The 11,986-nt window shown below is 70.8% G+C and carries 15 protein-coding genes; all 15 read left to right on the top strand.

Annotated features, from left to right (window positions below):
* The first annotated feature begins 137 nt into the window (after positions 1 to 137).
* The 15 genes from ACIPK3_RS27985 to dprA all read left to right on the top strand — a co-directional run bounded on the left by ACIPK3_RS27985 (position 138) and on the right by dprA (position 11,815).
* On the top strand, positions 138 to 740 hold the full coding sequence (locus ACIPK3_RS27985; RefSeq protein WP_402574029.1) for a hypothetical protein: 603 nt from the start codon (positions 138 to 140) through the stop codon (positions 738 to 740).
* Between the two features lie 303 nt (positions 741 to 1,043).
* Positions 1,044 to 1,463, top strand: a complete 420-nt coding sequence (rpsP, locus tag ACIPK3_RS27980; protein ID WP_361234953.1) for a 30S ribosomal protein S16 — start codon at positions 1,044 to 1,046, stop codon at positions 1,461 to 1,463.
* 5 nt (positions 1,464 to 1,468) lie between these two features.
* A complete protein-coding gene (locus ACIPK3_RS27975) occupies positions 1,469 to 1,708 on the top strand; it encodes an RNA-binding protein (protein WP_005479813.1) in 240 nt (79 codons plus the stop codon).
* An 83-nt stretch (positions 1,709 to 1,791) separates the two neighbouring features.
* Positions 1,792 to 2,349, top strand: coding sequence for a ribosome maturation factor RimM (rimM, locus tag ACIPK3_RS27970; protein ID WP_402574028.1), 558 nt, complete (start codon positions 1,792 to 1,794; stop codon positions 2,347 to 2,349).
* Entirely contained in the window at positions 2,346 to 3,179 is an 834-nt protein-coding gene (gene trmD, locus ACIPK3_RS27965; protein WP_402574027.1) for a tRNA (guanosine(37)-N1)-methyltransferase TrmD, read from the top strand. Before rimM ends, trmD begins: the two co-directional genes overlap by 4 nt.
* 135 nt (positions 3,180 to 3,314) lie before the next feature.
* Entirely contained in the window at positions 3,315 to 3,665 is a 351-nt protein-coding gene (gene rplS, locus ACIPK3_RS27960) for a 50S ribosomal protein L19 (RefSeq protein WP_402574025.1), read from the top strand.
* 45 nt (positions 3,666 to 3,710) lie between these two features.
* The gene (lepB, locus tag ACIPK3_RS27955; protein WP_402574023.1) at positions 3,711 to 4,418 is read left to right on the top strand and encodes a signal peptidase I; all 708 of its coding nucleotides are present in this window, start codon (positions 3,711 to 3,713) and stop codon (positions 4,416 to 4,418) included.
* A complete protein-coding gene (gene lepB, locus ACIPK3_RS27950; RefSeq protein WP_402574022.1) occupies positions 4,411 to 5,505 on the top strand; it encodes a signal peptidase I in 1,095 nt (364 codons plus the stop codon). The genes lepB (ACIPK3_RS27955) and lepB (ACIPK3_RS27950) overlap by 8 nt, the downstream gene beginning before the upstream one ends.
* Positions 5,390 to 6,328, top strand: a complete 939-nt coding sequence (lepB, locus tag ACIPK3_RS27945) for a signal peptidase I (protein WP_402574021.1) — start codon at positions 5,390 to 5,392, stop codon at positions 6,326 to 6,328. Before lepB (ACIPK3_RS27950) ends, lepB (ACIPK3_RS27945) begins: the two co-directional genes overlap by 116 nt.
* A 301-nt stretch (positions 6,329 to 6,629) precedes the next feature.
* On the top strand, positions 6,630 to 7,409 hold the full coding sequence (gene lepB / locus ACIPK3_RS27940) for a signal peptidase I (protein WP_402574019.1): 780 nt from the start codon (positions 6,630 to 6,632) through the stop codon (positions 7,407 to 7,409).
* Positions 7,399 to 7,914, top strand: coding sequence for an NUDIX hydrolase (locus tag ACIPK3_RS27935; protein WP_402574017.1), 516 nt, complete (start codon positions 7,399 to 7,401; stop codon positions 7,912 to 7,914). Before lepB (ACIPK3_RS27940) ends, ACIPK3_RS27935 begins: the two co-directional genes overlap by 11 nt.
* Positions 7,915 to 7,970: 56 nt before the next feature.
* The gene (locus ACIPK3_RS27930) at positions 7,971 to 8,279 is read left to right on the top strand and encodes a DUF2469 domain-containing protein (protein ID WP_003965949.1); all 309 of its coding nucleotides are present in this window, start codon (positions 7,971 to 7,973) and stop codon (positions 8,277 to 8,279) included.
* Positions 8,280 to 8,337: 58 nt separating this feature from the next.
* Positions 8,338 to 8,739, top strand: coding sequence for a YraN family protein (locus ACIPK3_RS27925; RefSeq protein ID WP_402574015.1), 402 nt, complete (start codon positions 8,338 to 8,340; stop codon positions 8,737 to 8,739).
* A 2-nt stretch (positions 8,740 to 8,741) separates the two neighbouring features.
* Entirely contained in the window at positions 8,742 to 10,367 is a 1,626-nt protein-coding gene (locus ACIPK3_RS27920) for a YifB family Mg chelatase-like AAA ATPase (protein ID WP_402574013.1), read from the top strand.
* A 287-nt stretch (positions 10,368 to 10,654) separates the two neighbouring features.
* Positions 10,655 to 11,815, top strand: coding sequence for a DNA-processing protein DprA (dprA, locus tag ACIPK3_RS27915; RefSeq protein WP_402574125.1), 1,161 nt, complete (start codon positions 10,655 to 10,657; stop codon positions 11,813 to 11,815).
* Positions 11,816 to 11,986 lie beyond the last annotated feature (171 nt).

The raw sequence follows: 11,986 nt of genomic DNA, 5'->3' as shown, positions 1-11,986 counted from the left end.
GGAGGTGTGGTGGCTTCTCCGCAGTTCGGCGCACCCGCCCTCGTCGGGACGCATCAGTGCCAACTGACCAGTAAGTGCAAATTATTTGGGATGCCCCGGAATCGGAACACAGGGGCACCCAGGCTCGTTGTCATTACGTGAGCACGACACAGACACCACCTGTTCTCGCCGCAGAGCTGGCGCAGGCGTGGGCCGACATCCAGCGGTACCACCCCGAGCTGCCCGACCTTGCCGCGCCAGAGTCCCTGATCGGAGAGTCGTCGTCCGCCTGCGGTCACGAACTCTCCTTCGAACGACTGCTCCATGAGGCAGTCCATGGCATCGCCGCCGCCCGAGGGATCCGCGACACCTCCCGCGCCGGCCGCTACCACAACCGCAGGTTCCTCGCGATCGCCGAGGATCTCGGTCTGGATCACCCCGACGAACCGCACCCCAGCAGCGGCTTCTCACTGGTCACGCTCAACCCCGAGGCGAAGCGCCGTTACCGGCCGACCATGGAGCGGCTCCAGCGCGCCCTCAAGGCCCACACCGCGGCCACCTCCGACGACACCTCCCGCAGCTTCCGGGGCCCGGCCGCCCGGCACGGCTCATCCGGCGGTGGCGTCCGGGTCAAGGCGGTCTGCGACTGCGGGCGCAATGTCCGGGTCGTTCCGTCGGTTCTGGCGCAGGCCCCGATCGTGTGCGGCGGCTGCGGGAAGCCGTTCCGCATCCCGGAGGTAGTGGGAGTGGCGGTGGGCTGAACCGCGACTGCTCGTGGCAGCCGCGGTCCGCTCGCCATAAATGGCCGGCAGCGCGCCGGCGCCGAGAGGCGCACCCGACGTACGGTCACCTCCACGCCGGGTGCCCCTCAGGCATGCCCGGGGCCGTCCGGCCCCTCGGCCGGAGCGGTCCGCGGCGTATGGCACAATGGCTAGCTGTACTCGACAGTCGCACAGGACCCCTCTCTCCTCCGGCTGACGCGTCCGTCGGGCACTCGGGTACCGCAACCCCACGCGGCAATCTCGCCGTGCCCAACCACGTCAAATCCAGGAGAATTCACTCCCGTGGCAGTCAAGATCAAGCTGAAGCGTCTGGGCAAGATCCGTTCGCCTCACTACCGCATCGTCGTCGCCGACTCCCGCACCCGCCGTGATGGCCGTGCGATCGAGGAGATCGGCAAGTACCACCCGACCTACAACCCGTCGGTCATGGAGGTGGACGCCGAGCGTGTGGCGTACTGGCTGGGTGTCGGCGCGCAGCCGACCGAGCCGGTTCTCGCCATCCTGAAGAAGACCGGCGACTGGCAGAAGTTCAAGGGCGAGCCCGCCCCGGCGCCGCTGCTCGTCGCCGAGCCGAAGGCCACGCGTCCGTCGTTCGAGGCTCTCGGCGGTGACGACGAGGGCAAGGGTGAGGCCATCACCCAGAAGAAGAAGGCTGAGAAGAAGGACGAGGCTGCGGCTGAGTCCGAGTCGACCGAGGCCTGAGCACCATGCTCGAAGAGGCGCTTGAGCACCTCGTGAAGGGCATCGTCGACAACCCCGACGATGTGCAGGTCGCCTCGCGCGATCTGCGCCGCGGGCGCGTTCTCGAGGTTCGGGTCCATCCCGACGACCTCGGCAAGGTGATCGGCCGCAACGGCCGCACCGCGCGCGCCCTGCGCACCGTCGTGGGTGCCATCGGTGGCCGTGGTGTTCGCGTCGACCTCGTCGACGTGGACCACGTCCGCTGACGCTCATCGCAACACCGGCTCGGGCCGGGGAGGGCCACTGGGCCGTCCCCGGCCCGTAGTCGTATGACAGGAGATCAAGCACAGTGCAGCTGGTAGTCGCACGGATCGGCCGTGCCCATGGCATCAAGGGCGAGGTCACCGTCGAGGTGCGCACCGACGAGCCGGAACTCAGGCTCGCGCCCGGTGCGGTGCTCGGCACCGACCCCGCCTCCGCCGGACCGCTCACCATCGCGACCGGCCGGGTGCACAGCGGCCGGCTGCTGCTGCGCTTCGAGGGCGTCGCCGACCGAACCGCCGCCGAGGAGCTCCGCAACACCCTCCTGATCGCCGACGTCGATCCGGAGGAGCTGCCCGAGGAAGAGGACGAGTACTACGACCACCAGCTCATCGACCTCGACGTGGTCACCCGGGACGGCACCGAGGTCGGCCGGATCACGGAGATCTCGCACCTGCTCTCCCAGGACCTGTTCATCGTGGAGCGCCCCGACGGCAGCGAGGTGATGATCCCCTTCGTGGAACAGATCGTCACCGAGATCGACCTGGCCGAGCAGAAGGCCGTCATCGACCCGCCACCGGGCCTGATCGACGACCGCGCGGAGATCGCCACGTCGCGGGGCGAGGACGAGGGCGAGCCCACATGAGGCTCGACGTCGTCACGATCTTCCCCGAGTACCTGGAACCACTGAACGTCTCCCTGGTCGGCAAGGCACGCGCACGCGGGCAGCTGAACGTCCATGTGCACGACCTGCGCTCCTGGACGTACGACCGGCACAACACGGTCGACGACACCCCGTACGGCGGTGGCCCCGGCATGGTCATGAAGACCGACCCCTGGGGAGACGCCCTCGACACCGTCGTCGCCGACGGCTACGAGACCGGCGCCCACGGCCCTGCCCTCATCGTCCCCACCCCGAGCGGCCGCCCCTTCACCCAGGAACTCGCCGTCGAGCTGTCCGAGCGCCCCTGGCTGATCTTCACCCCGGCCCGCTACGAGGGCATCGACCGCCGTGTCATGGACGAGTACGCCACCCGCGTCCCGGTGTACGAGGTGTCCATCGGCGACTACGTCCTCGCCGGCGGCGAGGCGGCCGTACTGGTGATCACGGAGGCCGTGGCCAGGTTGCTGCCCGGCGTCCTCGGCAACGCCGAGTCCCACCGCGACGACTCCTTCGCGCCCGGCGCGATGGAGAGCCTCCTGGAGGGCCCCGTCTACACCAAGCCGCCCCTGTGGCGCGGCCGGGACATCCCCGACGTGCTGCTTAGCGGCCACCACGGGAAGATCGCCCGCTGGCGCCGGGACGAGGCGCTGCGGCGCACGACGGCCAACCGGCCCGACCTCATCGAGCGCTGCGACCCCAAGGCGTTCGACAAGAAGGACCGTGAGATGCTCTCCATCCTCGGCTGGTCCCCGGATCCGGAGGGCGAGCCGTACGGCCGATTTTGGCGCAGGCCAGAGGGCATGGAAGAATAGACCGCTGTTGTGTGTCCGTCCGGCGTGCGCCCCTGCCACAGGGGGAAACGACGCCCGTTCCGACCCGCACGGCAGTCCTTGTGAAAACCTAGTTGCCGTTGATGACCTGTGGCATCAGCGAAGAAAGCAGACGAAATGTCTCACCTGCTCGACACCGTCGACTCCGCGTCGCTGCGCACCGACATCCCGCCCTTCCGCCCGGGTGACACCGTCAACGTCCACGTCCGCGTCATCGAGGGCAACCGCTCCCGTGTGCAGCAGTTCAAGGGCGTTGTCATCCGTCGCCAGGGCGCCGGTGTCCGCGAGACCTTCACGGTCCGCAAGGTCTCGTTCTCCGTCGGCGTCGAGCGCACCTTCCCGGTGCACACCCCGATCGTCGAGAAGATCGAGCTGGTGACCCGCGGTGACGTGCGTCGCGCCAAGCTGTACTACCTGCGCGAGCTCCGCGGCAAGGCCGCGAAGATCAAGGAGAAGCGCGACAACTGAGCGCGTCCCGGTCGTCCCGCCGGAGCCGGATAACATCTGGCTCCGATGGACACCGAAGTACAGCAGACGGAACGCGACCGCTCCTCCCTCCCCGGCCAGCCGGGTACGGAGGGCCGGTCGCGTTTCGCGTTGCCGTCGCGGATCACCGCATGGGTGCCGGGCGGACGGATCACCCTCACCGTCCTCACCGGCCTGCTGTTCCTGTTGCTCGTCAACGCCTTCGTGGCGCAGCCCTTCCAGATTCCCAGCGGATCCATGGAGCGGGGATTGAGGATCGGGGACCGCGTTCTCGTAAACAAGTTGGCGTACCGTTTCGATGCCGGGCCGCGGCGCGGTGACGTCGTGGTGTTCGACGGCACCGAGTACTTCGGGCACGCCGACTACGTCAAACGCGTTGTGGGTGTGGGGGGAGACCACGTGGTGTGCTGCGACAGGAAGGGAAGGATCGAGGTGAACGGCCGGCCGGTCGACGAGACGTCGTTCCTCTATCCGGGGGACAGTCCGTCCACCGTCACCTTCGACGTCCTGGTGCCCGACGGCACGCTGTTCGTCCTCGGCGACCACCGCGGCCGGTCCAGCGACTCCCGAGACCACCTCGGCGCCCCGGGCGGCGGCATGATCCCCGTCGGCCGGGTGATCGGCCGCGCCGACTGGATCGCGTGGCCCGTCGGCCACTGGACGCGCCTGCGCCGCCCCGCCGCCTACGCGCGCGTGCCCGCGCCGCGGTCCACCGGGGCGGACGCCCATGGGTAACCGTGGCAAACCCCGCGGGGTGCCCACCGACGCCGCCGCCAACCTCCTTCCCACCGGGGTCCGTCGCGCCACCGGTCCGGCCGGCGGCCGCACCCGCGCGGAACGGCGCAAGCTCCAGCGCAAGGTCAAGCGCAAGCGCAGGCGCAGCGCGGTCCGGGAAATACCGCTGCTCGTAGGCGTCGCCGTCCTCATAGCTCTGGTGCTGAAGACGTTCCTCGTCCAGGCATTCGTCATCCCTTCGGGATCGATGGAGCAGACGATCCGGGTCGGCGACCGCGTGCTGGTCGACAAGTTCACCCCGTGGTTCGGCTCCGAGCCGAAGCGCGGGGACGTCGTCGTGTTCCGCGACCCGGGCGGCTGGCTCAAGGACGAGAAGACCACCAAGAAGAACGACCCGGTCGTCGTCAAGCAGATCAAAGAAGGGCTCAGCTTCATCGGGCTGCTGCCCTCCGACGACGAGAAGGACCTCATCAAGCGGGTCATCGGAGTCGGCGGAGACCACGTCAAGTGCTGTGACACCCAGGGCCGGGTGACCGTCAACGGCGTGCCCCTGACCGAGGGTGACTATCTGTTCCCCGGCAACGCCCCGTCGGATACGCCCTTCGACATCACCGTCCCCCAGGGCCGACTGTGGGTGATGGGCGACCACCGGGGCAACTCCGCCGACTCCCGTTTCCACCAGGACACCGACTACGGCGGCACGGTCTCCCTCGACTCGGTGGTGGGCCGGGCGATGGTGATCGGCTGGCCCGTCGGTCACTGGACCAGGCTGTCGGAACCTAAAACCTTCGCAAGCGTGTCGAACTCCGTGTCGGGGTCGACCGCCGCTCCCTCGTTGTCGCATAGGGTTGCCTCGGACGAACCGAACGGAAACATCCAACTCCCGACCCCTGCGGAACTCCCGCTCGTTATGGGAGTGGTGGGCCTGCACCGCAGATGGGGCAGGCGGCGGCACGGAGTAAGGAGCTGGCGTGGGGGATGTGGCGGTTGGCGCACGGTCGGGACACGACGGCGAGGAGCACCACGGGCATCCCGCGGACGAGAGTCTCCCCCTCCAGGACGGCGCGGTGAACGGGTCCGGGAGTGACGGGAGCGACCAGCCCGGAGCGGACGACGGCGGACAGGGCGGTTCGACCGCCAGGCCCAGCAATACCCGCTCCTTCTGGAAGGAACTGCCGATCCTCATCGGGATCGCCCTGGTGCTGGCGCTGCTGATCAAGACGTTCCTGGTGCAGGCGTTCTCGATTCCGTCCGACTCGATGCAGAACACTCTCCAGCGGGGCGACCGGGTCCTGGTGGACAAGCTCACCCCGTGGTTCGGCTCCGAGCCCGAGCGCGGCGAGGTCGTCGTCTTCCACGACCCGGACAACTGGCTGCAGGGCGAGCCGACGCCCAATCCGAACATCGTCCAGAAGGCGCTCAGCTGGATCGGCCTCATGCCGTCCGCCGAGGAGAAGGACCTGATCAAGCGGGTCATCGGCGTCGGCGGCGACACGGTCGAGTGCAAGGGCAGCGGCCCGGTGAAGGTCAATGGCCTCGCGCTGAACGAGCAGTCGTACGTCTACCCCGGCAACACGCCGTGCAGCGTCGACGAGGGCGGCCAGTTCAAGGTGAAGGTCCCCGAGGGCTTCCTCTGGGTGATGGGCGACCACCGCCAGGACTCCCGTGACTCCCGGTACAACCGGAATGACAAGAACCACGGCATGGTTCCGGTCGACAAGGTCGTCGGCCGTGCCATCGTCAAGGCCTGGCCGATCAACCGCTGGGGCACGCTGCCGGTCCCGTCCACCTTCGACCAGCCCGGCCTCGACCAGCACTCCTCCGCCGCGCTCCTCCCGGCGGCCCCGCAGACCGTCGCCCTCGCGGGCGTGGTGCCGGTGGCGCTGTGGCGGCGCAGGCGGATCTCCTAGGGTCTGTCGTTCGGATCAGGTCGCAGGATTCCGGCGGTGCTTGTCTGCGGGGGTGAGCGGGGTCCGGTGCCTGCGGCTGCAAGGCGGGAGGAGGGAGTCGACGCGGCGCGTCGGCGATCGACGACAACGCGGCAGACGTGCGTGCCGGGCCCCGCGTCTGCGGCCTGATCCAAACGACAGGCCCTGTCCTTCCGCTGGCGTCCTTCGAGCCCCCGGCTGCCCACCGGGGGCTTCGCTCTGTGAGCCGAGTCGCGGAAACGGGGCTCCCCCCGTCGCGTACCGCCGGGTAGGGTGCGGGTCCATGGGTGGCGAGAGCTCGACAAGTACGGCCCCGCGTGGCGGCGGCGCAGGCACGGCGCGGACCGGAAGCAGCCTCGGACAGCGCTTGTCCGGTGTGGCGGTTGCGCTGGGTCTGGTGCTGTTCCTCGGCGGGTTCGGATGGGCGGCGGTGGTCTACCGGCCGTACACCGTCCCCACCAGTTCGATGTCGCCGACGATCGGTGTGGGCGACCGGGTGGTCGCCCAGCGGATCGACGGCGACGAGGTGCGCCGCGGAGACGTCGTCGTCTTCAAGGACACGGCCTGGGTCAGCGGCTCGAAGGTGGTCAAGCGCGTGGTCGCGGTCGGCGGCGACACCGTCTCCTGCTGCACCAACGGCAAGCTCACCGTCAACGGCAAGCAGATCGACGAGCCGTATCTGCCCGAGGGCAGCCTCGCCGAGATCAAGAACTTCCCGACCGTGAAGGTCCCCGAGGGCCGGCTCTTCCTCCTCGGCGACGAACGCCAGGGCTCCCTGGACTCCACCGCCCACCTCACCGACGCGGCCGGCGGCACCGTCTCACGGAACGCCGTGAGCGCCCGCGTCGACGCCGTCGTGTGGCCGATGAACGGCATGCTGAAACGCCCCACCGGTTTCGAGGCCATCGGCACCCTGTCCCAGCCCGGCCCGCTGCGCGTCATCGTGTACCTGATCGTCGGCGGTGCGCTCCTCATCCTCGCCGGCAGTCTGTACGGCCCGGTCGCCAAGCTGGCGGGCCGCTCCGGCGCCCGCGGGCGCGCGGAAGCCGTCCGTGCCGGCTGAGTCCGCCGGTACGGCCGGTACGGGCGGTCCGCGCAAGGTCGCCCGCGTGGTCCTGCTCGACCACGAGGACCGCATCCTGCTCCTGCACGGCCACGAACCGGACGATCCGGCCGACGACTGGTGGTTCACACCGGGCGGCGGTCTGGAGGGCGACGAGACCCGTGCGGAGGCGGCTTTGCGGGAACTCGCCGAGGAGACCGGCATCACCGAGGTCGAGCTGGGGCCGGTGCTGTGGCGGCGCAGGTGCTCGTTCCCGTTCGCCGGCCGTCGCTGGGACCAGGACGAGTGGTACTACCTGGCCCGTACGGCCCACACGGTGCCCGTCGCCACGGCCCTCACCGAGCTGGAGCGGCGCAGTGTCGCCGGAGCGCGTTGGTGGACGTGCCGGGAACTGACCCGGGCGCATGAGACGGTGTATCCGACCAGACTCGCCGAGCTACTGCAGACGCTGCTCGACGAAGGTCCCCCGGCCAGGCCGGTGACCCTTGACCCGGAAATCGTCTAGGGGCCCGCGGGACTGGCGCACAATGGTGGGATCGCACGGCTGAAGGGGAACATGCCATGAGCGCCGAGGACCTCGAAAAGTACGAGACCGAGATGGAGCTGAAGCTCTACCGGGAGTACCGCGATGTCGTCGGTCTGTTCAAATACGTGATCGAGACCGAGCGGCGTTTCTACCTCACCAACGACTACGAGATGCAGGTGCACTCGGTCCAGGGCGAGGTGTTCTTCGAGGTGTCCATGGCCGACGCCTGGGTGTGGGACATGTACCGGCCCGCCCGCTTCGTGAAGCAGGTACGGGTCCTCACGTTCAAGGACGTGAACATCGAGGAGCTGAACAAGAGCGACCTGGAGCTCCCGGGAGGGTGACGGGGTTTTCCACAGAGGCCCCGCCGTCCACCAAGATCCACTTCTTGGGGGCGGGTGAGTGACCGTTGGCACCGGAGGTGGTGCCGACATGAACACAAGCACTGCACGAGGGGCGCTCGGCGCGTACGGGGAGGACCTGGCCGCGCGACGGCTCACGGACACCGGAATGACGGTCCTGGAGCGCAACTGGCGCTGCGGCCGGTCCGGGGAGATCGACATCGTGGCCCGGGACGGCGACGCGCTGGTCGTCTGCGAGGTGAAGACACGGCGCGGCGGGGCGTATGAGCACCCGATGGCCGCGTTGACGCCTGTGAAGGCGGCACGCCTGCGGGACCTGGCGGAACGCTGGATCCAGACGCATGGGGGCGCCCCGCCCGGCGGCGTCCGCATCGACTTCGTCGGTGTGCTCGTGCCCGACCGCGGCGCTCCCGTGGTCGAGCACGCCCAGGGGGTGGCCTGACCATGGGATTCGCACGTACGTGTGCGGTGGCGCTGGTGGGCGTCGAGGGCGTGGTGGTGGAGGTCCAGGCCGACCTGGAGCCCGGTGTCGCGGCCTTCACTCTGGTCGGTCTGCCGGACAAGAGCCTCACGGAAAGCCGTGACCGGGTGCGGGCGGCCGTCGTGAACTCCGGCGGCGACTGGCCGCAGAAGAAGCTCACGGTCGGCCTGAGCCCGGCCTCCGTGCCGAAGGCCGGCAGCGGCTTCGACCTCGCCGTCGCGTGCGCGGTGCTCGGCGCCGCCGAGCGGATCGACCCGAGGGTGATCGCCGACATCGTGATGATCGGTGAACTGGGACTGGACGGCCGGGTACGCCCGGTCCGGGGCATCCTGCCCGCGGTGCTGGCCGCCGCCGACGCCGGATACGAGCAGGTGGTGGTGCCCGAGTGCGCCGCCGCCGAGGCCGCCCTGGTACCCGGCGTCTCGGTGCTCGGCGTGCGCAGCCTGCGTCAGCTGATCGCCGTCCTCGCCGACGAGCCGGTGCCCGAGGAGGAGCCCGACACGCAGGGCCGCCCGGATCCGCTGCTGGCCGGCCTGCGGGTGCCCGGCACCGGTGCGGCCACCGGCATGCACAGCCTGGGCTCCGCACAGCCCGACCAGGGCCACGACCTGGCCGACGTCGTCGGCCAGCGGTCCGCCCGCACCGCGCTGGCGGTCGCCGCCGCGGGCGGCCACCACCTGTTCCTCGAAGGGCCGCCCGGGGCCGGAAAGACCATGCTCGCCGAGCGGCTGCCCCATGTGCTGCCCAGGCTCACCCGACAGGAGTCCCTGGAGGTCACGGCGGTCCACTCGGTGGCCGGACTCCTGCCGCCGGGCAAACCGCTCATCGACGTCGCGCCGTACTGCGCCCCGCACCACTCGGCCACCATGCAGTCCCTCGTCGGCGGCGGCCCCGGCATCGCGCGGCCGGGTGCCGTGTCGCTGGCGCACCGCGGGGTGCTCTTCCTGGACGAGGCGTGCGAGTTCCACGGCCAGACGCTCGACGCCCTGCGGCAGCCCCTGGAGTCGGGGCATGTCGTGATCGCGCGCAGCGCGGGCGTGGTGCGGTTCCCGGCGCGGTTCCTGATGGTGCTCGCGGCCAACCCGTGCCCCTGCGGCCGCCTCTCGCAGCGCGACACCCTGTGCGAGTGCCCGCCGTCGGTGATCCGCCGCTACCAGGCCCGGCTGTCCGGCCCCCTGCTCGACCGGGTCGACCTGCGGGTGGAGGTGGAGCCGGTCACCCGCGCCGAGCTCACCGCGCCCGGCGCCGGGGGCGAGTCCACCGCCCTGGTCGCCGACCGGGTCCTGGCGGCCAGGGAGCGGGCGGCGGCACGGCTGGCCGGCGGCCCCTGGCGGACCAACAGCGAGGTGCCGGGACACGAGCTGCGCAGCCGCTGGCACGCGATGCCCGGCGCCATGGACGAGGCCGAGCGAAACCTCGAACGGGGCGTGCTGACCGCCCGGGGACTCGACCGCGTCCTCCGGGTCGCCTGGACGATCGCCGACCTGAACGGCCACGACCGCCCCGACGCCACGGACGTGACCCTGGCACTGCAACTGCGCACCGGAGTTCCGCGCGGGGTACCCATGACCATCGGAGCGCCGGTGTGAACGGAGCGGGGGAGGACGATGGCGTCGCCGGGGCGGAGAGGGCCGCCCGTGTGGATGGAGCTGCGGAGGGCGTCGGCGTCTCCGGAACCGGGGAGGGCGCTGGTGCGGCCGGAGCGTGGAGGGCCGCCCGTGTGGCCGGAGCTGCGGAGGACGTCGGCGTGCTCGGCGCCGGGGAGGGCGTCGGTGTGCCCGGAGTGGCGAGGGGCGTGCCCGGAGCTGCGGAGGATGTCGGCGTCTCCGGAGCCGGGGACGGCGCTGGTGCAGCACCGGTCGGTGGAGTCGGTGGTGTGCCCGGAGGCGGGGTGGTGGACGGTGATCTTATTGCCCGGGTGCTGCTCACCCGTGTGTTCGAACCCGGGGACGAGACCGCCGGTCGGTGGCTGCGGGAACAGGGGGCGCCGGAGGTCGCCCGGCGGCTGCGAGAGGGCGGAGCGGCCCTTCCCGGGGTGAGCGGGACGCGGTGGGCGGGGCTGCTGGCGCGGGCCGGACGGGCCGAGCCACGGCGCGATCTGGACCTCGCCCACGAGGCCGGTGTGCGGTTCGTCCGTCCCGGGGACGGGGAGTGGCCGGCCCAGCTCGACGACCTCGGCGACGCCCGGCCGCTCGGGCTCTGGGTGCGCGGGCGGCCCAGCCTGCGGGTCTGGGCGCTCGGCTCGGTCGCCGTCGTCGGCGCCAGGGCCTGTACGGAGTACGGCGCGCACATGGCGTCCGTGCTCGCCGCGGGGCTCGCCGAGCGCGGGTGGGTGGTGGTGTCCGGCGGCGCCTACGGGGTCGACGGCGCCGCCCACCGGGCGGCCCTGGGCGCGGGCGGCGCCACCGTCGCCGTGCTGGCCTGCGGTGTCGACCGGCCCTATCCCCGCGGGCACACCGAACTGATCGCCAGAATCGCCGAACAGGGACTGGTGATCGGCGAGCTGCCGCCCGGCGACCATCCGACGCCATGCCGGTTCGTGCAGCGGAACAGGGTGATCGCCGCGCTCACCCGGGGCACCGTGGTCGTCGAGGCCGCGCTGCGCAGTGGCTCGTTGGTGACGGCGCGGGCGGCACTGCGCCTGGGCCGGCACGCCATGGGGGTTCCCGGGCCCGCCACCAGCGGCCGCTCGGCGGGCGTGCACGAACTGCTGAGAGGGGAGGCGGTGCTGGTCACCGACGCCGCGGAAGTCGTCGAGCTGGTCGGCGCCATGGGCGAGCTGGCGCCCCCGAGGCGCGGCCCGGTTCTGCCCCGCGACCTACTGGATCCGGCCGCCCGGCGGGTCCTGGCGGCCCTGCCCGGAGCGCGCGCGGCACGGCCCGCGGAGATCGCGTTCGGCGCCCGGACCACCGAGGACGAGGCGATCGCGAGACTGTACGAACTCCGATCACTTGGTTATGTCGAACGACACGGCGATGGCTGGAAGTTGACACGCCAGGCGGTGATCTCGGTCCGGACGGACCGCGGCCCGTGTTGACCGAGTGTGTTCGGCCGTCCGGGGGAATCCCGGAAGTCCTTGGGATTTCCCGGAGTTGACACCACCTGCCAGTCACACTGCGCGACGTACGAGGTGCGGTGGAACGCCCCGGCGAGGGCGCCCGCGCAAGGGTGGTGCCTTGTTGTTCGCACACCGCGACTCCTCAGTCAC

Origin of the sequence: Streptomyces sp. NPDC086787 (assembly GCF_044745865.1) — a bacterium.
Lineage (GTDB): Bacteria > Actinomycetota > Actinomycetes > Streptomycetales > Streptomycetaceae > Streptomyces.
The sequence above is the reverse complement of the archived record's forward strand: the minus strand, read 5'-3'. Positions and strand labels throughout refer to the sequence as shown.

What these genes read in the sequence shown, in the direction of transcription:
- ACIPK3_RS27975 (WP_005479813.1), top strand. Translation starts at nt 1,469, where the DNA reads ATGCTCGAAGAGGCGCTTGAGCACCTCGTGAAGGGCATCGTCGACAAC.
- trmD (WP_402574027.1), top strand. Translation starts at nt 2,346, where the DNA reads ATGAGGCTCGACGTCGTCACGATCTTCCCCGAGTACCTGGAACCACTG.
- rplS (WP_402574025.1), top strand. Translation starts at nt 3,315, where the DNA reads ATGTCTCACCTGCTCGACACCGTCGACTCCGCGTCGCTGCGCACCGAC.
- lepB (WP_402574023.1), top strand. Translation starts at nt 3,711, where the DNA reads ATGGACACCGAAGTACAGCAGACGGAACGCGACCGCTCCTCCCTCCCC.
- lepB (WP_402574022.1), top strand. Translation starts at nt 4,411, where the DNA reads ATGGGTAACCGTGGCAAACCCCGCGGGGTGCCCACCGACGCCGCCGCC.
- lepB (WP_402574019.1), top strand. Translation starts at nt 6,630, where the DNA reads ATGGGTGGCGAGAGCTCGACAAGTACGGCCCCGCGTGGCGGCGGCGCA.
- ACIPK3_RS27930 (WP_003965949.1), top strand. Translation starts at nt 7,971, where the DNA reads ATGAGCGCCGAGGACCTCGAAAAGTACGAGACCGAGATGGAGCTGAAG.
- ACIPK3_RS27920 (WP_402574013.1), top strand. Translation starts at nt 8,742, where the DNA reads ATGGGATTCGCACGTACGTGTGCGGTGGCGCTGGTGGGCGTCGAGGGC.